Raw genomic sequence first — 21,098 nt, 5'->3', positions numbered from 1 at the left:
CCGTGCCTGTTTACGCCGCCTATGGCAGCAACATGGACCCCAAGCAGATGGCTCAGAGGGCTCCTCATTCGCCCATGCGCGGGACGGGCTGGCTGCAAGGCTGGCGCCTGACCTTCGGTGGCGAGGACGTCGGCTGGGAGGGCGCGCTCGCCTCCATCGCCGAGGACCCCGACGACCACGTCTTCGTGGTCCTCTACGACGTGCCCGAATGGGACGAGTCCTCCCTCGACCAGTGGGAGGGGGCCGCGCTCGGGCTCTACCACAAGGTCAAGCTGCGGGTGGCGACCCTCGACGGCGAGATCGTCGCGTGGTTCTACGTCCTTGACGAGTACGAGGGCGGCCTGCCCTCCGCCCGCTATCTGGGCATCCTCGCCGACGCCGCCGAGAAGGCCGGCGCCCCCGACGACTACGTCACCGACCTCCGCAGCCGCCCCTGCACCTCGATCGGCGACTGACCGGCCGGCTCCCGCCTCGCGGCCCGCGCCGGGGACCCCGTACGGCCGGGGACCGCGAGCGTCCCCGGCTGATCACGGCACCTCGTCAGGACCAGGCGCCCGGGCCTCTCGTCAGGACCAGGTGGCCAGCACGTCCGCCAGGGTGCGGGCGGCACGCAGCGCTTCGGCGTACCCGTTGTACAGCGGCGCGAAGCCGAAGCGGAGCACGTCCGGGTCGCGGAAGTCGCCGATCACCTCGCGGGCGGTCATCTCGGGCACCAGCGCCCGCGCGTCCGGGTGCCGCAACGACACCTGATGGCCCCTGCGCTGGTCACGCGGGGTGATCACCTCGACCGTGTCCCCGGCCAGCTCGTCGACGCACTCGATGAAGAACCCCGTCAGCGCCAGCCCCTTGGCCCGGACGCCGGCGAGGTCCACGCCGTCCCAGACCTCCAGGGCGGCCTCCAGGGCGAGCAGCGACAGGATGTCGGGGGTCCCGGCCCGCGCCCGCGCGACCCCCGGGTCCGGCACGTAGTCCGGGGTCATGGCGAACGGGTCCCGGTGCCCGCCCCAGCCGGACAGCGGCTGGCGGAACGACTCCTGCAGGCGGCGCGGCACGTAGATGAACGCCGGGGCGCCAGGGCCGCCGTTGAGGAACTTGTACGTACACCCGACGGCGAGGTCGACGCCCAGCGCGTCCAGCTCGATGGGGAGCACGCCCGCGCTGTGGCACAGGTCCCACACCACCCGTGCCCCCGCCTCGTGCACGCGCTCGGTGGCGGCGGCCATGTCGTACAGGCGGCCGGTCTTGAAGTCCACCTGGTTGAGCAGCACCACCGCCGTCCGGTCGCCGAGCACGTCACCGAGGTCGTCGGGCATCACGGGGCGCAGCACCTTGCCGGTCATCTCGGCCACCGACTCCGCGATGTACCCGTCGGTCGGGAACGTGGCCGCGTCGACCACGATCTCGTCCCGCCCGGGGGTCAGCCTGATCGCGGCGACCAGGGCCTTGAAGATGTTGACGCTGGTCGAGTCGGCCACCACGACCTGCCCGGGGCCCGCCCCCACCAGCGGGGCGATCTTCTCCCCCACGCGCTCGGGCGCCGTCCACCAGGTCTCCTGCCACGACCTGATCAGCCGCCGCCCCCACTCCTGGTGGATGACCTCGCCCACCCGGGCGGCCACCCTGCGGGGCGGCGCGCCCAGCGAGTTCCCGTCCAGATAGACCACCCCGGGATCGAGATCGAACTCCGCGCGTAGATACGCCAGCGGATCCCGGGCGTCCAGCTCGGCCGCCCGCTCGCTCAAGTCCGTCATGTACCCGCGCCCTCTTGCCTGAGGCCCCACCGGCAGGGGCCCGTCACCAGGGAAGACGTTACGCTCTCCTCCATGCTGAACATCGGTCGACCGTCCCCCCCTGAGCTGGCCGGTGCGGCCAAGGAGCTGGCCGGCCTGATGGCCGACGTGGTGCACGACGGCGCCTCCGTCGGATTCCTCGCCCCGCTCGCCCCGGACGCCGCCGTGACCTGGTGGGAGAACCTCGTGCCCGCCGTGGCCGAGGGCCACCTCATCGTGTGGGTCGCCCGCGACGACGACCGCGTCCTCGGCACCGTCCAGCTCAAGCTGGAACGCATCCCGAACGGCCGGCACCGCGGCGAGGTGGCCAAGCTGATGGTCCACCCCGACGCCCAGGGCCGGGGCCTCGGCCGGCGGCTGCTCGCCGCCCTGGAACAGGCGGCGGCCGACGCGGGCCTGACCCTGCTCCTGCTGGACACCGAGACCGGCAGCCCCGCCGAGCACTTCTACCGCACCGGCGGCTGGACCGAGTCGGGCGCCATCCCCGCCTACGCCCAGGACACCGCCGGCACCCTCCGCTCGACCACCATCTTCTACAAGCTCCTGGACGCACCCCACCCCCGCTGACCAGCGGCGGGGGCGGAGCAGGCGACCTCCGTCAGGCGCTGAACCCTCAGGCCGCCAGGACAGGACCTCCGGCCGCCGACACTGAACCTCCGGCCGCCGGCACTCGGTTTCCGCCCATCAGCACTGACCGTCGGCGAGGACCCAGTAGTTCGTGGCCGTCTGGCGGAGGGTGTGGGTGACCGCCACGTTCCACAGGCCCATGGCCTGGTTGGAGCCGTTGGCGTAGGTGAGGCCCCCGGAGACGTGCGCGCGGCCCGCGGTGGTGTGCGCGTAGTTGCTGGACGTCACACACGTGCCACCGCCTCCCGATCCGGTGGTGGTACCGGTGACCGTGCCCGACCGCGCGCCCTCGGTCCCCGCGGAGTTCACCGCGCTGACCGCGTAGCTGTAGCCCGTGCCGGCCGTCAGGCCGCCGTCGGTGTACGTCGTCCCGCTCACCGCCGACGTGGTCACCCGGGTGCCGTTGCGGTACACGTGATAGCCGGCCGCCCCGGAGACCGCGCTCCACGACAGCGAGACGCTGGCTCCCGTGACGCCGGTGACCGCGAGCCCGCCCGGCGCGGACGGCCCGCCCGGCGGCGGGGTCGTGCCACCACCGTTCAACCCCCAGGTCGTGGCGACGTAGTACGACGAGCAGATGGTGCTGATGTAGTACGCGCCGGTGCTGCCGCACTGGTCGGCGGCCGATCCGGGGCTCACCGGCAGGCCGTGCGCCATGCCGCTGATCGTGTACACCTTCACCGCCGACCCGTACTCCTTCAGCGTGGTGCCGCCGGGGAGGCTGGACGTGCCGGTCGGCGACTGGGAGACGCCCGCCACGTTCGTCCACTGGTCACGCAGCTGGTCGGCGTTGAACGGGTAGACGGTGTAGTCGCTGGTGCCCTGCCAGATGGCGACCCGCGGACGGGTCCCGCTGTAGCCGGGATATCCGGCACGCGCGAGGTCGCCCCACTTCTGCGCCGAGTACCCCTTGTTCTGCGACAGGCACAGCGTGCCGCTGACCTGGTCGGTGCCGCAGCCGTACGCGATGCCGCTCATCACCGCGCCACCGGCGAAGACGTCGGGGTAGGTGGCCAGCATCACGCTGGTCATCGCGCCACCGGCGGACAGCCCGGTCACGTACACCTTGGAGGCGGCGCTGCCGTAGTTGGCCACGGCGTAGTCGACCATCTGCTTGACCGACAGCGCCTCGCCCTGCCCTCGGGCGGTGTCGCCCGGCAGGAACCAGTTGAAGCACGACTGACCGTTGTTGCCGGACTTCTGCTCGGGCAGTACGAGCGCGAACTTCCACAGGTCGGCGTACTTCTGCCAGCCGGAGTGCCCGAAGTAGTCGGTCGCGTTCTGCGTACACCCGTGCATCGCCACGACCAGCGGCGCCCCCGAGGGCAACCCGTCGGGGCGGTAGCTGTACATGGACAGGTTGCCGGGATTGGACCCGAACCCGCTCACCGCCGTGAGCGAGGCGGCACTCGCCGGCCTGGGCACCACCGCCACCATCGCCCCGAGCAGAGCGACCAGAACGACGAACACGAACCGGAGTCGGGATACGGCCAGGGGACGCGGATGGATCATGGGGGGTACCTCCGCAGCTGAGACCGCTGTGCCAGGACCTAGATCACACAGCTTCCCGCCAGCGTAGGTCGGCCACCCGCCCCAGATAATGTCCCGCCCTCACACACTGTGACCTCGACCTATGTAACCAACCCATGTCACCCGGATGTCCCCTGCGTTAACACCTCCCCTCGACCGGCGATAAAAATGATGCGGCGAATGAGGGCTGCCTGGATGATTTCGGTATGAGTGACAGGTGGGTGCCAGCGGCGGCGCGGAACAATGCGGAGTGGTGTGAGGTGATGTGCCGGGCGCATGGCATGCCTGGCACTTTCGGGGAGTCCTTCTGGTCGAGCGCGCGGCGGACGCCGGTTCTCTATCCGGACGCGGTGACCCTGGCCCCGGAGGCATCCTCGGAGGAGATACTCGCGGCCATCGACCATGACTCAGCCGAAGCGTCCGTCAAGGACAGTTTCGCCGACCTTGACCTGCGGGGAGCCGGATTCCGCGTCCTGTTCGACGCCCAGTGGATCATGCGGCCACCCGGCCCGGCCACATCGGCCGACCGCCTGCGCGCCGTCACCGGCGACCCCATCTCTTGGGCGGTGATCACGACGGAAATCAAGCTGCAGGACTGGGAGTCCAACCATTTCAGCGGGCTGGACGAGAGCCTGTTCCCGGCCGCGCTACTGACCGAGCCCGGCGTCGCCCTCCTGGCCGGCCGCATCGAGGGCGACATCGTCTGCGGCGCGGTCCTGAACGACAGCGGCCAGGCGGTCGGCGTCTCCAACGTCTTCGCCTCCGGCTGCGACCTGCCCGCCGCCTGGGAAGGCGCCGTCACCATGGCCACCGCCCTCTTCCCCGCCCACCCCCTGGTCGCCTACGACCGCCCCGACGACCTCGACTCCCCCTTGTCCCAGAACTTCACCCCGATCGGCCCCCTGCGAATCTGGACGACCTGACGAAGCGCCCGCGCGTCACCATTGTCGGATCAGCAGAACCCATCATCGATCTCTTCGAAGAATTCATTTTCCGAAATTTCCACTCTCTCGATGCCCAGAACACGCTGGGCGCCGGCGAGATCGGGGGAAATCTCGGTTATCACAAAGGCAGATCCGAAACTCCGGCCATCCGCCAACCGGGCCGTCGCGTCGATGTTCTCCGGCAGTTCAGGCGGCAGCGGAACTTCGAGGGCCTCGAAGCCTCTCACGTCGCCGAGCGTGATCTGGCGGCCCTTGCCCATCGCGTCGACCGGGCGAGATACCGCCCAGATGAGCTGTTCCGTCTGATGGTCGGTCACCTGGAAAGACGAAAGCCGTTCACCGGCACACAGTGCGACGATGAATCTGATACGCCCGTCATCGGCACGACCGATTCCCACTGGTCGCGGCATGGGGTCGCCAGGTAATGCAATGCATGCCACCAGGGAGAACGTACAGACCACCATGATCAATAACCTACCGACGGAATCTTTTCCGCACGAACGAGCTTGTGGGCTCATGGGGACTCCTGGTATCGGGGGCGACCGTTGACCCCTGAGATCGGCCTGCTCTTCCCGCATGGGTCAATGTCGTTAGACGAGGAGGTCCGGCCAGAAGTTCGCTCTCGAACCCGTGTGTCCCGTGGCCGGACGATGGTGAGCGTTCATCTTGAGGACATCGGATGGTCAGGTGATTTGGCTAGATTTGGGCGCTGTTCGGGTTAGAAGGCATGAAAGGCACCCTTGATGCGAGTTGTACCCGCTGTCCTGGCTTCTTCGGTGGCTGTGGCGTTCGCGTTCGCGGCGGCAGGGCCGGTGTACGCGACCGGCCATGGGAAGACGCGCGTCGTCAGTGACGTGACGTTGCCCGCGCCGGCGTTGGCCGAGTTCGAGCGGCGGGTGGTCACCGACGATCATGGCGTCAAGCTGGGCGGGGTCGGCAGCGGGCTGTATCCGGCGGGGCGGGCCGGGGAGTACTGGATGGTCACCGACCGGGGGCCCAACGGGGAGCCGGAGGTCGACGGGGAGAAGCGGCGCACGTTCCCCGTGCCGGAGTTCGCGCCCGCGATCGTGCGCGTCTCCACGGGTCATGGCAGGGCGAAGGTCGTCGAGACGATCACCCTGAAGACCTCGGCGGGCAAGCCGATCACCGGGCGGTCCAACCAGGAGAGCCGGGACGAGAAGCCGTACGCCTGGGACGGCACGACGCCGCTCACCTACGACCCGAACGGGCTGGACACCGAGGACATCATCCGCACCGCCAGGGGCGAGTTCTGGCTGGTGGACGAGTACAGCCCGTCGCTGGTGCGCGTCGCGTCCAACGGGCGGATCCTGGCCCGGTACGTACCGAAGGGTCTGGGCCTGACCGGGACCGGCTACCCCGTGTACGAGACGTTGCCGGCCATCTTCCTGAAGCGGCAGCAGAACCGCGGCTTCGAGGGCCTCGGCGTGTCCGGCGACCGGCTGTACATCGGCCTGCAGAGCCCGCTGGCCAACCCGAACAAGTCCACCGGCAAGTCGTCCAAAACCACCCGGATCCTCGCCGTCGACCTGCGCACCGGCAAGCCGGTGGGCGAGTACGCCTACGTCTTCGAGGACGTGACCACGTTCGACCCCAAGGCCGAGGGCGACCAGAGCGCGATGAAGATCTCCGCCGTGATCGGGCTCGGCGACGGCAGGCTGCTGGTCGAGGAGCGCACCGACAACGTCGCCCGCCTCTACACCGCCGACCTGCGCGGCGCCACCGACCTGCTCGGCGGCACCTACGACGACGCCGCGACCACGCCGAGCCTGGAGTCGGCCCTGCCCGCGACGGTCAAGCCGCTGGCCAAGAAGCTCACCGTCGACCTGGCCGCCCTTCCGGGCATCCCCGGCAAGCTGGAGGGCGTCGCCCTCCTCGACCGGGACACCCTCGCGGTCGCCAACGACAACGACTTCGGCCTCGGCACCTTCGGCCCCGACGGCAAACTGATCGACTCCGGCGTCCCCAGCCGCCTCCTCGTCATCAAGACGAACCGCCCGCTCCGCTGACCACCACTCCCTCCCGCATGCGGGATGGACAAGTGCGTCAGCAAGCGGTGTCCTGACCAGAATCAGCGGGTATCCGATCGCCGTTGCCGGAAAAGCGGCAGATCCTTTGGTCACCCACGAATTGGCGAACACCAGACGGGGTCCCCCACATATCCGCGTGGGTGACCCCGTCGCCGTGTGGAGGACCCGTCGCCGCGCCAAGCCGAACTACGACCGCAGAGCTTCCAGGGACACGAACAAAAGGGAGCCCGGATCGCCTGCTTTCGCACGGGCGGCTTCAGCGGCCTGCTTTACTTCCTCGTTGACTCCGGTGGCGAAGGCTTGCTCCAAAGGCTCCAGAAGAACAGCCGCCCCAAGCTGGTCGGAAATCAGGTACATCGAGCCCGGGAAACGATCCACCTCGACTCGCCATCCCTTTGACCGCAGATTGTCGGCGCCCTTTCTGAGGGCATCCTCCGCACGAGGTGCTTCAAGGTCGAATACCATGTACCGGCTGGTCACGAGGGTGTCGGACTCGATGAAATCCGACTTGACATCCGCCATCTTGACCCCGATCTCCTGCACTTCGCGCACGGCCCCGGCGCCCGCCTCCGAGTGTTTATCACCCCAGGTACACGCCGCGACCAGCACAAGAAGCAGGGTGATTTCTGATACCACCCGGAAGATCCGATGAGTTTTCATCGCAGCGAACTAATCCCGATCTTGATCCTGAAGATAATAATGGCAATGTGCCTTTAGGCACGCCCAATACTCCCGTGCCGCATCTCCTACCCATCCGTATACATAGGACTCTCGCTTCTGCCACTCAGGATACTTGGGCTTTATTTTCCCGGACTTCCATGCGACGTAGTCTTCAGGCGTAATGGCATAGGCGACGGCAGCCTTCCAGTCATTGAGAGGACGGGAACCTCCTCGCCCGTCAGGAAGGCGATACGTCTCCTTGAGGTACCTCATGTACGCGGCGGCCAACCTGATAGACAGCTGGATATTATCGATCAACATGTTCTTAATTTCTGCGGGCGTCTTATATATCTTGGCCAAGGTGTTCTTGTAATACCTACGCAGTAGCCTGTCGGCAGTCGGTATCTGCATTTGAGCGACGCCATGAGAGTCCCCGGGCAACAAGTGTGCAATGGGCCCGGTCTTCGGCTCAAGCCACAGGTTCTCATAAATGAGCGTGGCCATCAGCGCCGCAGGATCGATCCCATGCTCCTTCGCCGCGTAGAGGATGGTCTTCTCATATTGGAGAAAGAACATATAGTAACGGAAATATGGGAAATCCGGGCAGTTATACTGATTTTTCCCCTGCGATACACACGTGGGAATCCGCGCATCTTTTTTCTGGAATTTGTTTTTCGCGCTCTGCCTACCCCCACCTCTCGCTCCGGCGTTCTTCCTGGCAGCCTCAAGCATCTTTGCCATGCTGTCCATTCCGCCGACCGACACCCAATTAAAAGCAAGATCTCGATCGCTCAGCAGAGGGGACCAGCGTTCCATGTAGGCGTTCTGTACGTCTTCGTCGGCGAACCAGAAGTTCGGTTGGTCAACGGGCCGGCCGTTGGGCATGTACTTGTATCCGAGTCGCTTGACCTCATCGTCGGACAGTTGCGGGTTGTTGTAGTAGTCGAATCCGGGGGAATTGACGTAGTCGTTCCACCATCTTTCGGTCACGTCTGGCCGGACGCAGATGCCGTTGGTGCACATATATCCTGGCATGTTCTGGACGGGGGGTGCGGGGCAGTTGCTGCAGTAGGCGCCGTGGCCGGTGGGGTCGGTGTTCGTCAGGGGGGAAGCGTTGCCATAGGTGTAGCGGTTGGTTTGAACAGAGGGATCCGAACCGAGCGTGGCGGTGTCGCGGCTGGCGAAGGTGCCGGTGGTGGGCTGGTACCAGCGGGCGTGCATGTTGACTTTGCCGGTGGTGGGATCGGTGAATTCACCCTGGTAGCCGAGGTCGTGCCTGGAGCCGGTTCGTGCGATTTCCTCGCCGAATGGGTTGTAGGCGACCGAGTCTGTCAGTGCGGTGCCAGTGGTGCCGAAGGTGCCGACGACGTCGCCATGCTGGTCGGCGAAAGCGAGGCGGGCCCCGAGCTGTCGGAGATGCCGATGATCTCGCCGCGAACGCCTCGGCTGTAGCCGGCCTGTTTGACGCCGGCGGCATCGGTCATGGCGACCACGTCGTTGCCGAAGTCGCCGTACAGGTACTTGCTGGTTGTGGTGCCCTGGGTCCGGCTGGTCATGCGGTCCAGGGCGTCGTAGGTGTAAGCGGCGTTCCCGTCGCTGGTCATCCGGTTGAACGCGTCGAACTGGAGCATCTTGGTGACGCTGCCGGTGGTCTGGCTCGCGGTGGTGCCGCGTGCGGTGTAGGTGTAGGTGGAGCCGCCGCCGGACTGGAGGCGGTTGCGTTCGTCGTAGGTGAAGGTCTGGGTTCCGGCTTGGGTGCGGTTGCCGGCGTCGTCCCAGGTGTAGTCGGTGGTGGCGCCGCCGGGGGCGGTCCAGGAGGTGAGCCGGTTGCTGTGGTCGTAGGCGTAGGTGTTGGTGCCCGCGCCCGCGGTGCCGGCGGTCGTCTTGGTGGTCAGATTGTCGTCGAGGTCGTACCCGTAGGTGATCGAGGCGATCGCCGCGCTGGAGGAGGTCTTCAGGGTGTCGCCGGTGAGGCGGTCCATGGGGTCGTAGGCGTAGGTCCGCTTGGGCTTGTTGGTGCCGTAGTCGATGCCGGTCAGCCGGTCGGCGTTGTCGTAGCCGTAGGTCAGGGTGGTGGCGGTCACCGGGTCACTCAACGTCTTCAACCGGTCGGCGGTGTCCCAGGTGAAGGTGGCGCTTCCGGAGGCGTCGGTACGCTGGACCAGCCGGTCGTTGGCGTCGTAGCCGAACGACGACAGGTCGCCGGAGGTACCGGTCTTGGCGGTTTTGAGAACCAGGCCACGGTCGTTGAAAGTGAAGTTGAGATCACCCGCACTGGTCCGCCGCCCGGCCAGGTCATATCCGAAGGCATTCGCCTGAGTGGCGGCCTCCGCCCCCGTACCCGCCTCATTCACCAGCCGGTTCAGGTTGTCAAAGGTGTTGGTGGTGCGCACACCACCGGGCTGGAGCACACCGACCTGGTTTCCGGCCGCGTCATAGCTGAACGTCCAAGTCCGATCGGCTATGCCAGGGTGCGCCGCGGTGGACGGCTCGATGCGCGACTCCTCCGAGCCCAGAGTGTTGTAGGTGACGATGACGGCGTTGCCGCGCCCGTCAGTGGTGCGTGTCTTCCGATCGGCCGCGTCGTAGCCGAAAGAACTGGTGATCGTCTTGCTTGCCGACACCGGTTCCACGAGCTGGGTCACCCGGTTCCCGGCGTCGAACGTCCGTCGGGTGACATGACCCTCGGGACTCGTCTGGCTTACAGGGTTGTTCGCAGCGTCGTATTCAAAGCCGTACGTGCGCAAAACGGTGCCGGTGGGGTTCAGGTCCTTGACGACGGTCTTTCGCCCAGCCAGGTCGTATTCGGCGACGGTCGCGTTGCCCAGCGCGTCGGTGACCTTGTTCGTCCGGCCGACCAGATCGTAGTCGAACGCATTGGAATGGGTCAGCGCGTCCGTTTGCGTCACCACTTCACCGGCGGCGTTGACCGTGGCCTGATTCCGATTGCCCGCCGGTCGTATCACCGCGACCAGGTTGCCGGCGTCGTCGTACTCGGACTTGGTGGTGAGCGCGACCGCGGTCGGTTTGCGTTCGACCTGCGTCGTGGTCACCTGACGGCCCAGCCCGTCATAAGTGGCCTCCATACGGGCACCGGTCGGGTCCGTCGAGGAGAGCCGCTCCCCGCTGAGGGTGTAGGTGTAGTCCCAGTTACCTCGAGCGGCCCCTGAAGTGGCGGGGGATCGGTGACGCGAACCGTACGGCCCAGCACGTCGTAGGTCACGTTGGAGACGTTGCCTCGCGGATCCGTGGTCGAGATGACACGGCCGGCCGCGTCATACCCGTAGGAGGTACCCGGGGTGAGGGCCGTCCCGCCCGGAGGTGTGTAAGGAGCCCCGGTAACCGCCGTGACCTGGCCGGCCTTGTCGTAGCTGACGACGCTGGTCCGGCCCTCGGGTGCTGTCTGGTGGGTCTGCTCTCCCGCCGTGTTGTACCCGCTCTGAACGGTGGGCCGCTCGGTGACCGCAGCCGAACCGTTGCGCTCCATTTTCACTGGCGGGCCCTGAACCTTGATCGACCTGCCGAGCGCGTCATAGGTGACCAGCGTCGTGAAGTCCAGCCGAGTCGCACCCGAAGCGTTGCCCCGAGGATCGGTGATCTCGGTCGGTAGGCCGCGGTCGTCGAACTTCCACGAGGTCTTCAGATCGGTGGCGCCGTTCTCCACAGTCTTCTCGATGGGCCGGTTTCCGGCGTCGTAGCCGTAGGACTCCAATTCAGTGCGCGTGGAGCCGGTCGCCGTCTTGCTCGTCTGGGTGACGTTGGTGTTGGCGTCGTAGACGTAGCTGGCCTTCCTGCCAAGCCCTGTCGGATCCAGAGTGGAGGAGGTCAACCGGCCGGCCGCGTCGTAGACGTAGTCCACCCGAGTCTTGCCGCCGCCGGTGATCTGTCGGACCAGGTTTCCCGCGGCGTCGTAGGTGGAGGATTTCAGCACCACGTTGACTCGAGTGTCCGAGGCGTTCAGCTTGACCTGGTAAGCGATCTCCTCGGCCGGGGAGTCATCGCCCAAGTAGGTATAACGGGTGGTACGGCCCACCGCGTCGGTCTTCGAGAAGAGACGGCCACCGTCGTCATAGGAGAACGACTGCATGACCACGTCGCGCGGGGTCTCCGGATTCGTGGGGCTCCCGGTCCAGCCCTTCAAGGTGATGGAAGCGGTTTGGCCGCGTTCGGTATAGCCGTAGCCGTAGGTGGCACCTGCCGGGTCGGTGGTCGTGACGACCTTCCCCATGTGGTCGTAGGCGGTTTGCGTGATCCCGCCTTCCGGACCGGTGACCTTCTCCAGGCGCCCGTACGTGTCGTACTCGAGCGTCGTCGTACTCGTGGGGTCGCCGCCCGTGAGGTCGGCCAGGGTCTCGGTGAGCTTGTTGCCGTCGTCGTCGTAGGTGTAACGGGTCTCAGGGGTGTGGGTGACGCCGGTTACCTCGTTCCGCACCCCGAATCCGGTGATCTTCGAGTTACGACCTACGTCGTCGTAGGTGTATGAGGTCGTGACAGGGCTCTGGGTGCCGGAGACCTGGGTGAGGGACGCCGCGCGGCCGATCGCGTCGTAACCGTACTTCGTGACCAGGCCCGTCGGCTCGGTGACCTGCGCCAGATCCCCCGCTGATGTATAGGCGTAGACCCGCTGGTTGGTCTTGGGGTCGGTCTCGGTCTCGAGCATTCCGGCAGGCGTGGTGCCGCCGCCGATCGCCGCCTCGGTACCGTCCGTGTAGGTGTACGAGGTCGCACGCCCGCTGGGGAAGTCCGGCGTCGCGGGGGTGGTCTCCTTGGACCTCTCCCCGTACGGCGTGTACTCCCATGTGGTCGCGTACGTGTTGCTGGTCGGACCGGTCGAGCGCGCGTCGCGGAACACCGTGATCTGGTCGTTGCGCGGGTCGAATTTGTCGGCAGAGTTGAGGTAGTAAGTCGAGTAGGTGGTCTGGCAGTCGTTCGCCGAGCGGCATTTCTTGACGCTGAGGTCATTGCCTCGGGCGTCATGGGTCACCTGCGTGGCGTTCCCATTGGGATCGGTGATTTTGGCGACGAATCCACCTGTGTCGTACTCGAAAGATGTGGTCTTCAGTAACTCGTCTGTCACTGACACCACGCGTTGCAGGGCGAAGTCATATCCCGTCTTGACGGGCTCGTTGTGCGGATCCGTTACCGTGACGACCTCTTGGCCGGTACTCGGTTCCCGGGTCGGTAGCCCGATCTGCCACGCACCACCGTTCTCGTCGGTGTGCGTCTTCAGTCGGCCCTTCACCGTTTCGTACACGTTGTTCGCCCATATCCGACCAGAGCGGAGTGTGGCCGTGGTGAGCTGTGGGGTTGCGACTCGTGCGGCGTAATGTTCCTGCACCTGGGCTGCCGAGAGCGGCTTGTCGTAGACCGCGAACTCGTCGATCTGGCCGGTGAAGGGGAACTGGGCGTTGCTCGTGGTGGTCGACGGCCAGCTTGTGGAGGTCTGCCCGTTACCCAGCTGCGCGAACTGCTGCAAGCTCTCATCAACGGTGCCGGTCTTGGTCCCCACCGGTACACCATCAAGATAAAGGGTCTGATCGCTCCCGGTCGAGGACAAGGCCACATGGTGCCACACACCGGTGTTCACCACCCCCGATGAGGTGATCGGCGTCCCCGCGCTACTGAACTTCCCGCGCAGCTTGCCATCCTTACCCACATACAGCACAGGCCCGTAATTAGCGAAGATGTTCCAGTCGATCCGGTTGTCCTGCGAACCCAAGATCGTCCCAAACGAACCGGTCTTGAACCACCCCTCGACCGACAGCTGCCCACCCAGCAAATTCAACGTGTCATCCGGCAGACTCACATAACTGGTAGAACCCCCACTGAAACCCGCCGCAGTATCCGTGGAACCAGCCAGCGCCCCGGCCACACCACGCGAGGACGCGTTGTACTGAGCATCGTACGAACGATCCAGCCCCTCGTCCTCAGCCACGACAAAAGGCCCCGCGTCCACGGACTCCCCCAGCCGCCAATAATGCAACGGAACAGCATTGAGCACCGAACTGCGATAAGCCGAACCATCCCCATAGCCATACACCGTGCACGCCAGCGAACTACCCGGCCCGCACACCTTCGTCAGCTTGTCAGCACTATAGGTGTAAGACCAGGTCAAAGCCTGCCCATTCACCGGATCGGTCGCCACCGTGGCCACATGCGAACCACTCCAAGTGAACGTCAGCGAACGCCCACCGGAGGCCGTCGCCTTCGCAAGCCTGCCATCAGTACCGTACGTCAAATCCTGGCTACGCCCCCGCGCATCGGTAAGCCTGATCAACCGACCTGAGACATCAAAAAGATAAGACATGGCAGACTTGTCCATCAACCGCCAGCCACCACCACTCACCACCGCGAGCGTGTAGAACAAACCCTCAGGCGAGGCGTACGTCCCATCGCCCCTGTCCCCGAAACGAACCTGCGAACCATCAGGACGGGTAAACAGCAGTGTCCCGGTCAGCGGCTCCGCCACAATCTTGGTATCCCACCGCGACGACCAGCCCGCACCGAAGATACCCACACGAGGATCGGCGCTGTTATAGGTCCGAATCACGCTCAGCGGAGGACCGGTCACGGGGACTGAGGCATCGACGGTCGACGAGGTGTAGTTGCCGGTCAAAGGATCGAAGTCACGACCCTGCGTATTCTGGGCAAGCTCCGCGTTGATCCTGGGTTGCGGGACCACCACGCTGAGGCGCTGATTAGCGGAGAACGACGAGCGGGACCACCACGCTGAGGCGCTGATTAGCGGAGAACGACGAGCCGGTGTTGACATCCGATACCTGGACGTACCACTCGGCGTCGTCCCCCCACTTCAGCACGCCCGCCGGCACCTTCCAGCTACCGGCCGGAGGGCCATCGTTATTGCTGATCATCGGCGAGGAGACGCATCTGCTGTGATCGACGGCACCACCACCAGGAGCCGGACACAGGTTGAACCAGTAGGTCACCCAATCCAGGGGGTCGGCCACCTCCGAGGTGGCGTACGCGGCGATGATCGGAGTCGTGGACGTGACGGTGCTGTTGTTCGGCGGAGAGGTCCAGTGGAGAGTCGGTGGACCCGCTGAGAGAGCGCCCGCAGAACTGCCATCCGCGCGCAGAAGCCGCTGTTCAGAGGCCGCACTGGTAGCCGAATCCGGCACGGGGTGCGCCTTGTTGTAGTCACGAACCTGCTTCGCCCGATCCTTCAGCACCTTCTCGGGCACCACGACCGGATCACCAGGCTCCCCGGTCTTCGCCGGCTCCAAAGAAAGAGCACCCTCAAGCCGCTCGCTCTCCCCACCCCCCGACCCCGCAGACCGCGACTTCACCATCGCCGCGGTCGCCGCCGTCGACACCAAATGAGGAAGACCAGCCGCCGTACCCATCTCCTGAACAGGAGTGGACACATCAGTGGCGAGCACATTCAGTGGCTCAATGGAATTTGCTGATGCTATGGGTGTGAGCCCTTCCGGTGTCCCGACCCCCGACATGAGCACCACAAAAGCGCCAAGAACAGCAACCATGGCACTTAGCCGCCGGCGTGCTACCGAACGACGCATCGCAACCCCCATAAGCGCATCGAAATACCCATGTCAAAATCGGCCTCGGCCTGGCCGGCCTTGGCCTGATGACATCCCCGTAGTGATCGCATTCGCGACCACTTGGAACGTATGCAGGGAAAGGGATCACTACAATGGTGATGTACATCACATCTCAATGGCGATGTACTATTACGTAAAGTGACGAGTCAAGGACGCCTACGCTGACACTCCGGCTTCGTCAGCGGAATGAGGATTCCCTGCCTAAAACTCCTTTGAGCGACTCCGCGAAACAGGATGATCACATAACGTCGATGTTGGCTCATGTCCATGGATGTTTTCGGACCATGTACCGGATGAATTCCGAAGGCTCGTATCCCCCCGTTCTCTCCAGTGGAGAACCTTCACACGACCCTGGTGGAGGGCGTGGCGTAGGCGGGTGGCGTGGGGGGCGGTAGCCTCGGTGTTCGTGAGCAAAGAGGCTTATGGACTCGCCGCTGAAGCCGCGGGTGCGTTGAAGGTCCTTACGGGTGTCGACTCGTTCGATGTGGCGCTGGTCATGGGGTCGGGGTGGGTTCCGGCGGCCGATGCCATCGGGACGACGATCTCCGAGCATCCGGTGACCGATCTGCCCGGGTTCTCCGCCCCCGCCGTGGCCGGTCATTCCGGGAGGATCCGGGTCGTCGAGACCGGGGCGGGGAAGAAGGCGCTCATCCTGCTCGGTCGTACCCACCTGTACGAGGGCAAGGGCGTGGAGCCGGTCGTGCACGGTGTGCGTACGGCCGTCGCGGCGGGCGTCGGCACGGTGATCCTCACCAACGCGGCCGGCGGGCTGCGGCCCGAGACGCAGGGCGTCGGCGAGCCCGTGCTGATCAGCGATCACATCAACATGACGGGCGCCAACCCGATCACCGGGGCGACGTTCATCGACCTGACCGAGGTGTACTCCAAGCGCCTGCGCGCGCTGGCCCGCGAGGTGGACCCGTCGCTGGCGGAGGGCGTGTACGTGGCTTTCCGCGGCCCGACGTACGAGACCCCGGCCGAGATCCGCATGCTCCGCACGCTCGGCGGGGACCTGATCGGCATGTCCACCGTCCTCGAGGCCATCGCCGCGCGCGAGGCCGGCGCGGACGTGCTCGGCATCTCCCTGGTGACCAACCCCGGCGCGGGCCTGGTCGGCGAGCCGCTCAACCACGAGGAGGTGCTGGAGGTCGGCAGGGCCACGGCCTCCCGCATGGGCGTCCTGCTCGGCAAGGTCGTCGACAAGCTGTGAGGACGGTCATGTCTGAGCTCGTGCGGCGGGCCGAGGAGTGGCTGGCGCAGGATCCCGACCCGGAGACCAGGGCCGAGCTTCAGGAGGTCCTCGGCTCCGGCGACCTCGCGGCACTTCAGGACCGTTTCGAGACCAAGCTGGAGTTCGGTACGGCAGGGCTCAGGGGTGAGCTGGGAGCCGGGCCGAACCGGATGAACCGGGTGACGGTCATGCGCGCCGCCGCCGGCCTGGCGCGGCGGCTGGGCCCGGGCAAGCACGTCGTCGTCGGGTACGACGCGCGGCACAAGTCCGACATATTCGCCCAGGACTCGGCGGCCGTGCTGACCGGGGCGGGCCTGCGGGTCTCGCTCATGGGCCACCACTGGCCGACCCCGGTGCTCGCCTTCGCCGTGCGGCACCTCGGCGCGGACGCGGGCGTCATGGTCACGGCGTCGCACAACCCGCCCCGGGACAACGGGTACAAGGTCTACTGGGGGGACGGCGCCCAGATCGTGCCTCCGCTGGACGAGGAGATCTCGGCGGCCATCGACGCGGTGGGCCGGGTGGACGGGCTTCCCCTCGGGGAGGACTGGCGGGTCCTGACCGACGCGGCGATCGTCGAGCCCTACCTGGCCGCCGTGAGCGGGCTTCCGCTGGGGGACGCCCGTGAGCTGAAGGTCGTGTACACGCCGATGCACGGCGTGGGCGGGGCCGTACTGTTGCGGGCCTTCAGGACGGCCGGCTTCGAGGAGCCCCTGGTCGCGGAGGCACAGTTCACCCCGGATCCGGACTTTCCCACAGTGGCCTTCCCCAACCCCGAGGAGCCGGGGGCGATGGACATCGCGCTGCGGCTCGCCGAGAAGGTCGGCGCCGACCTGGTGATCGCCAACGATCCGGACGCGGACCGCTGCGCCGTGGGGGTCCCGCTCCCGGACGGCGGCTTCCGCATGCTCACCGGGGACGAGGTCGGCGGCCTGCTCGGCGAATGGGTCATCGGCCACACCTCGGGCGCGGACCGGCTGGTGGCCGCGTCCATCGTGTCGTCCTCGCTGCTCGGCCGGATCGCCGCCGCGCACGGGGTCCGGTACGCCGAGACGCTGACCGGTTTCAAGTGGATCGTCAAGGCCGGTGACGGGCTGGTGTACGGGTACGAGGAGGCGCTCGGGCACAGCGTGGGCTCCGACCAGGGACTGCCCGTCCGGGACAAGGACGGCATCGGGGCGGCCCTGACCGTCGCGGGCATGGCGGCCCAAGCCAGGCGCGAGGGCCGTAGCCTGCTGGACCTCCTGGACGACCAGGCCAGGAGGTACGGCCTGCACGCGACCTCGCAGCTCTCGGTGCGGGTAGAAGATCTGTCGCTCATCACCGGCGCCATGGAGCGGCTGAGGTCGCGTCCGCCCGAGGCGCTCGGCGGGCTGGCCGTCCTGTCGGTGGACGATCTCAGCGAGGGCGGCGGCGGCCTGCCGCCCACCGACGGGCTGCGCTACCGGCTCGCCGGCGGCGCCCGTGTGATCGTCCGCCCCTCCGGGACCGAGCCGAAGCTCAAGTGCTACCTGGAGGTCGTGGTCCCGGCCGAAGGGGACGTGGCCACCGCCCGCTCACAAGCGGAACAAGCCCTGACCACCCTCAAGTCCGACCTCTCGGCGACCCTGAACCTGTGAGCTTCGCGCGGGAACGTGTCAGGAGAGGATGAGGGCGGCGATGATCAGGAGGAGGGCGGCCGCGACGGCGCCCAGGGCGGAGGGGGACCAGGTCGTGGTGGCCGGGCCGTCGGCGCCTTCGGTGCGGGACTTCTTCTCCGCGGTTTCGGTGAGCTGCTGAGCGACCCAGTCGGCGTGGGTGCGGCCCGCCATGGCCTGCGCCGCCGCCTGCTCGGCCTTGGAGACCTGGGGCTGGGTCGTCGGGTAGCGGCCCGACTTGGCCGGGACGCTGGGGGCGCCGCGCCGTACGGCCTTGGCCCGCTCGCGCGCCGAGGACTGGGGCGCCCAGCAGCGGACGGTCTCGTCGCCCGACTCGATGATGATCGAGTGCGAGACGTGGATGCCGTCGACGGCCTTCCACGGCACCATGACGTTGCGCAGCGGGTTGCGCACCAGGATGCCGTCCTCGCGGGGCAGGATGGCCGGGCGCAGGCAGCCGACGAACACGGCGGCGGTGAGCACGGCGAGCACCGCCCCGGCGACCAGGGCCGAGGGGATCGTGCCATGGGTGACCAGGTCCACGGCGTTGAAGGCGGCGAACGCCATCCACACCCAGCCGAGCACCCACGCGGTCTTTGACCGGAAGACTTCTGGCTTCACCGCTCGCTCACCGATACCTCTCCGTTCAGCAGGCGGTCACCACGCTAACGCCTCCGCCACAGTGCTCCGGCCTGCCGGCCCGAACCGGGCGGGTCCGGGCGGGAAGCACCTCGGTGGGCTACGGGCCGGCGACGTCGTTCGTGGTCATGCCTGCCATTTCAGCTGGGCGAAGCCCGGCTTGATGACGCCGTTGATCAGCGCGAGCCGCTCGTCGAACGGGATGAAGGCCGACTTCATCGCGTTGACCGTGAACCACTGGAGATCGTCCCACCCGTAGCCGAAGGTCTCGACGAGGTTGGCGAACTCCTGGGACACGCTGGTGTCACTCATCAACCTGTTGTCGGTGTTGACGGTGACACGGAAGTGCAGGCGGCGGAGCAGCCCGATGGGGTGGTCGGCCAGCGAGGACGCCGCGCCCGTCTGGAGGTTCGACGTGGGGCACATCTCCAGGGGGATGCGCATGTCCCGCACGTAGGCGGCGAGGCGGCCGAGCTTGGCCGTGCCGTCCGAGGCGACCTGGATGTCGTCGATGATGCGCACGCCGTGGCCGAGCCGGTCGGCGCCGCACCACTGGATGGCCTGCCAGATCGACGGCAGCCCGAACCCCTCGCCCGCGTGGATCGTGAAGTGGGAGTTCTCCCGCTGGAGGTACTCGAAGGCGTCCAGGTGCCGGGTGGGAGGGTAACCGGCCTCGGCGCCGGCGATGTCGAACCCGGCCACGCCGACGTCGCGGTAGCGGACGGCGAGCTCGGCGATCTCCATCGAACGCGCCTGGTGGCGCATCGCGGTGAGCAGCGCGCCCACCCGGATGTTCCGGCCCGCAGAGCCCGCCTTGAAGCCTTCCAGCACGGCCTCCACCACCTCGTCGAGGCTCAGCCCCTCGGAGGTGTGCAGCTCGGGCGCGTACCGCACCTCGGCGTAAACGACGCCGTCGTTCGCCAGATCCTCGGCGCATTCGGCGGCGACGCGGACCAGCGCCTCGCGCGTCTGCATGACCCCGACGGTGTGGTCGAAGGTCTCCAGGTAGCGCTCCAGCGACCCGGAGTCGGACGCCTCGCGGAACCAGGTGCGCAGCTCGTCCACGTCGGTGGTGGGGAGCCGGTCGTAGCCCGTCTCGCGGGCCAGGTCGATGATCGTCGCCGGCCGCACGCCGCCGTCGAGATGGTCGTGGAGGAGGACCTTGGGGGCTCTGCGGATCTCGTCGCGCGTGGGCTGCTGGTTCATCGGAACATCCTAAGGAGTCGTGCCGCCCCGGTCATTCGTCTCGGTTCACGGTTTCCGGGGAGAAGGCGGGCAGGCACACGGCGATGTACTCGGCGCCCTCCGGGCCCACCGTGTAGCGGATCTTCTCTCCGGGGAGGCTCACGAAGGCCTCGCCCGCGGCGGCCTGGGTGACCCCCTCGTCGTGCTCGATGAGCACGGTGCCGCGCAGCACGACGGTGTACTCCGTGAACTCCGGCGTCTGGGGCGGTTCCTCCCAGCCGGCCGGGGCGACCATGTGAGCGATGGACACCTGGTCGTCTCCGGTGTTGACACGGCCGACGTACTCGTCGATGACCTTGCCGCCCGGCACCGGGATGCGGGTCGCGCCCGCTATTTTGCGTACCACCAGGCCAGTCTAGTGAGGCGCCGGGTGCCGCCGTCAGTGGGCGACGTCGATGACCAGGCGGTACGGATCGGACTGCTCGATCACGCGGAAGCCGGCGCGGTGGCGCAGGGAGATGGCCACGGTGACGACGCCCTCGAAGTCGCCGGAGCGTACGACGCCACGGACGTTGGTGAGACCGGGCAGCAGGACGGGCCTCCTCCCCCAGGTCGGCTTGCCGTCCTCGGTGTGGGCGGCGGCCGGGGTCATGGTGACCTGCAGGAACGCCCCGCCCTTGAGCTCGACGGGGTCGCCGGAACCATCCTCCACGATCTGCTTCACCCAGCCCACGGTGTACCCCGTCTTCGGGCCCTGGAGGTCGATGACCACCCGGTCGTACCCCGGGTGGGCGGCGGAGCGCGCGCCCTTGACGAAGGGGGGTCGGGCCGGGGTTCGTTTCACCTCGACCTGACCGGTGCCGGTCGGGGGCGGGGGCTCGGAGGTCCCGGCGGACGGCGTGCCGGTGGCGGGCTCGGACGGGGACGTCGACCCGGAGGCCGAGGGGACCGGGGACTGCGGACCGGAGTCCGAGGGGACAGGGAACGGGGACTCGGAGTCCGTAGGCGACGCGGAGACCGTGGCGTCCGAAGACGAGGACGGTGGCGTGGGGGTGCCCGGAGCGGTGCCGCAGGCGACGAGGAGCGCGAGGGGCGCAAGGGCGGCGGCGATCCTTTTCATGGGTCTCGGCTCCTCAGGTTGTCGCTTCTACTCCCTATGACGCCGACACTGCCTCACCTGTTCGCGGGGAAACTCCGGATCCCGGAAACGTGTCCGAACCGCCGGGT

The 21,098-nt window shown here is 67.0% G+C and carries 18 protein-coding genes; 6 read left to right on the top strand and 12 right to left on the bottom strand.

All coding sequences use genetic code 11. The annotated features are described in order from the left end of the window. The first annotated feature begins 2 nt into the window (after positions 1-2). Positions 3-455: a gamma-glutamylcyclotransferase gene (locus NYZ98_RS05510; protein ID WP_262841383.1), complete on the top strand. Its 453-nt coding sequence runs from the start codon at positions 3-5 to the stop codon at positions 453-455. A gap of 111 nt (positions 456-566) precedes the next feature. On the opposite strand, the gene kynU is transcribed toward NYZ98_RS05510, so the two are convergent. Further along, the gene (kynU, locus tag NYZ98_RS05505) at positions 567-1,751 is read right to left on the bottom strand and encodes a kynureninase (RefSeq protein WP_262841382.1); all 1,185 of its coding nucleotides are present in this window, start codon (positions 1,749-1,751) and stop codon (positions 567-569) included. Positions 1,752-1,823: 72 nt separating this feature from the next. On the opposite strand from kynU, the gene NYZ98_RS05500 reads away from it, so the two are divergent. Continuing rightward, positions 1,824-2,357, top strand: a complete 534-nt coding sequence (locus NYZ98_RS05500) for a GNAT family N-acetyltransferase (RefSeq protein WP_262841381.1) — start codon at positions 1,824-1,826, stop codon at positions 2,355-2,357. A gap of 117 nt (positions 2,358-2,474) precedes the next feature. Here the strand turns inward: NYZ98_RS05500 and NYZ98_RS05495 are convergent, their stop codons facing one another. Further along, positions 2,475-3,887, bottom strand: coding sequence for an extracellular catalytic domain type 1 short-chain-length polyhydroxyalkanoate depolymerase (locus NYZ98_RS05495; protein ID WP_262841380.1), 1,413 nt, complete (start codon positions 3,885-3,887; stop codon positions 2,475-2,477). 341 nt (positions 3,888-4,228) lie between these two features. Here NYZ98_RS05495 and NYZ98_RS05490 point away from each other — a divergent pair, with 341 nt between their 5' ends. Beyond that, a complete protein-coding gene (locus NYZ98_RS05490) occupies positions 4,229-4,870 on the top strand; it encodes a hypothetical protein (protein ID WP_262841379.1) in 642 nt (213 codons plus the stop codon). Positions 4,871-4,899: 29 nt separating this feature from the next. Here the strand turns inward: NYZ98_RS05490 and NYZ98_RS05485 are convergent, their stop codons facing one another. Then, complete coding sequence (locus NYZ98_RS05485) at positions 4,900-5,355, bottom strand: hypothetical protein (RefSeq protein WP_262841378.1); 456 nt, start codon at positions 5,353-5,355, stop codon at positions 4,900-4,902. Positions 5,356-5,667: 312 nt separating this feature from the next. On the opposite strand from NYZ98_RS05485, the gene NYZ98_RS05480 reads away from it, so the two are divergent. After that, positions 5,668-6,918 (top strand): esterase-like activity of phytase family protein, encoded by a 1,251-nt coding sequence (locus NYZ98_RS05480; protein WP_262841377.1) that lies wholly within the window; start codon positions 5,668-5,670, stop codon positions 6,916-6,918. A 207-nt stretch (positions 6,919-7,125) separates the two neighbouring features. Here the strand turns inward: NYZ98_RS05480 and NYZ98_RS05475 are convergent, their stop codons facing one another. Genes NYZ98_RS05475 through NYZ98_RS05455 form a run of 5 tightly spaced genes read right to left on the bottom strand, consistent with a single transcriptional unit; the run spans position 7,126 to position 14,999 of the window. After that, positions 7,126-7,599 (bottom strand): hypothetical protein, encoded by a 474-nt coding sequence (locus NYZ98_RS05475; RefSeq protein ID WP_262841376.1) that lies wholly within the window; start codon positions 7,597-7,599, stop codon positions 7,126-7,128. A 9-nt stretch (positions 7,600-7,608) separates the two neighbouring features. Continuing rightward, positions 7,609-8,934 (bottom strand): RHS repeat-associated core domain-containing protein, encoded by a 1,326-nt coding sequence (locus NYZ98_RS05470; protein WP_262841552.1) that lies wholly within the window; start codon positions 8,932-8,934, stop codon positions 7,609-7,611. Next, positions 8,931-10,685, bottom strand: coding sequence for an RHS repeat domain-containing protein (locus NYZ98_RS05465; protein ID WP_262841375.1), 1,755 nt, complete (start codon positions 10,683-10,685; stop codon positions 8,931-8,933). Before NYZ98_RS05465 ends, NYZ98_RS05470 begins: the two co-directional genes overlap by 4 nt. Beyond that, positions 10,649-14,284, bottom strand: a complete 3,636-nt coding sequence (locus NYZ98_RS05460; RefSeq protein WP_262841374.1) for a LamG-like jellyroll fold domain-containing protein — start codon at positions 14,282-14,284, stop codon at positions 10,649-10,651. The genes NYZ98_RS05465 and NYZ98_RS05460 overlap by 37 nt, the downstream gene beginning before the upstream one ends. A gap of 13 nt (positions 14,285-14,297) precedes the next feature. Then, entirely contained in the window at positions 14,298-14,999 is a 702-nt protein-coding gene (locus tag NYZ98_RS05455) for a hypothetical protein (protein WP_262841372.1), read from the bottom strand. A 586-nt stretch (positions 15,000-15,585) separates the two neighbouring features. On the opposite strand from NYZ98_RS05455, the gene NYZ98_RS05450 reads away from it, so the two are divergent. Both NYZ98_RS05450 and NYZ98_RS05445 read left to right on the top strand, forming a co-directional pair. After that, positions 15,586-16,389, top strand: a complete 804-nt coding sequence (locus tag NYZ98_RS05450) for a purine-nucleoside phosphorylase (protein WP_262841371.1) — start codon at positions 15,586-15,588, stop codon at positions 16,387-16,389. 8 nt (positions 16,390-16,397) lie between these two features. Continuing rightward, on the top strand, positions 16,398-18,029 hold the full coding sequence (locus NYZ98_RS05445; RefSeq protein WP_262841370.1) for a phospho-sugar mutase: 1,632 nt from the start codon (positions 16,398-16,400) through the stop codon (positions 18,027-18,029). An 18-nt stretch (positions 18,030-18,047) separates the two neighbouring features. Here NYZ98_RS05445 and NYZ98_RS05440 read toward each other — a convergent pair whose 3' ends face one another. From NYZ98_RS05440 to NYZ98_RS05425, 4 genes are all read right to left on the bottom strand, one after another. Beyond that, on the bottom strand, positions 18,048-18,668 hold the full coding sequence (locus NYZ98_RS05440) for a hypothetical protein (protein WP_262841369.1): 621 nt from the start codon (positions 18,666-18,668) through the stop codon (positions 18,048-18,050). 144 nt (positions 18,669-18,812) lie between these two features. Beyond that, entirely contained in the window at positions 18,813-19,892 is a 1,080-nt protein-coding gene (locus NYZ98_RS05435) for an adenosine deaminase (RefSeq protein WP_262841368.1), read from the bottom strand. Positions 19,893-19,923: 31 nt separating this feature from the next. Then, entirely contained in the window at positions 19,924-20,277 is a 354-nt protein-coding gene (locus NYZ98_RS05430) for a cupin domain-containing protein (RefSeq protein ID WP_262841367.1), read from the bottom strand. A gap of 33 nt (positions 20,278-20,310) precedes the next feature. Beyond that, entirely contained in the window at positions 20,311-20,991 is a 681-nt protein-coding gene (locus NYZ98_RS05425) for an AMIN-like domain-containing (lipo)protein (RefSeq protein ID WP_262841366.1), read from the bottom strand. Positions 20,992-21,098 lie beyond the last annotated feature (107 nt).

It is taken from the genome of Sphaerisporangium corydalis (assembly GCF_025506355.1).
In the GTDB taxonomy this organism is placed as follows: Bacteria; Actinomycetota; Actinomycetes; order Streptosporangiales; family Streptosporangiaceae; genus Sphaerisporangium; species Sphaerisporangium corydalis.
This window is presented reverse-complemented; position numbering and strand designations above follow the sequence as displayed.

Bases quoted from the DNA above. Each gene is read 5' to 3' on its own strand.
- kynU (WP_262841382.1), bottom strand. From the start codon at position 1,751: ATGACGGACTTGAGCGAGCGGGCGGCCGAGCTGGACGCCCGGGATCCG.
- NYZ98_RS05490 (WP_262841379.1), top strand. From the start codon at position 4,229: ATGCCTGGCACTTTCGGGGAGTCCTTCTGGTCGAGCGCGCGGCGGACG.
- NYZ98_RS05425 (WP_262841366.1), bottom strand. From the start codon at position 20,991: ATGAAAAGGATCGCCGCCGCCCTTGCGCCCCTCGCGCTCCTCGTCGCC.
- NYZ98_RS05445 (WP_262841370.1), top strand. From the start codon at position 16,398: ATGTCTGAGCTCGTGCGGCGGGCCGAGGAGTGGCTGGCGCAGGATCCC.
- NYZ98_RS05475 (WP_262841376.1), bottom strand. From the start codon at position 7,599: ATGAAAACTCATCGGATCTTCCGGGTGGTATCAGAAATCACCCTGCTT.
- NYZ98_RS05485 (WP_262841378.1), bottom strand. From the start codon at position 5,355: ATGGTGGTCTGTACGTTCTCCCTGGTGGCATGCATTGCATTACCTGGC.
- NYZ98_RS05500 (WP_262841381.1), top strand. From the start codon at position 1,824: ATGCTGAACATCGGTCGACCGTCCCCCCCTGAGCTGGCCGGTGCGGCC.
- NYZ98_RS05435 (WP_262841368.1), bottom strand. From the start codon at position 19,892: ATGAACCAGCAGCCCACGCGCGACGAGATCCGCAGAGCCCCCAAGGTC.
- NYZ98_RS05465 (WP_262841375.1), bottom strand. From the start codon at position 10,685: ATGGAGGCCACTTATGACGGGCTGGGCCGTCAGGTGACCACGACGCAG.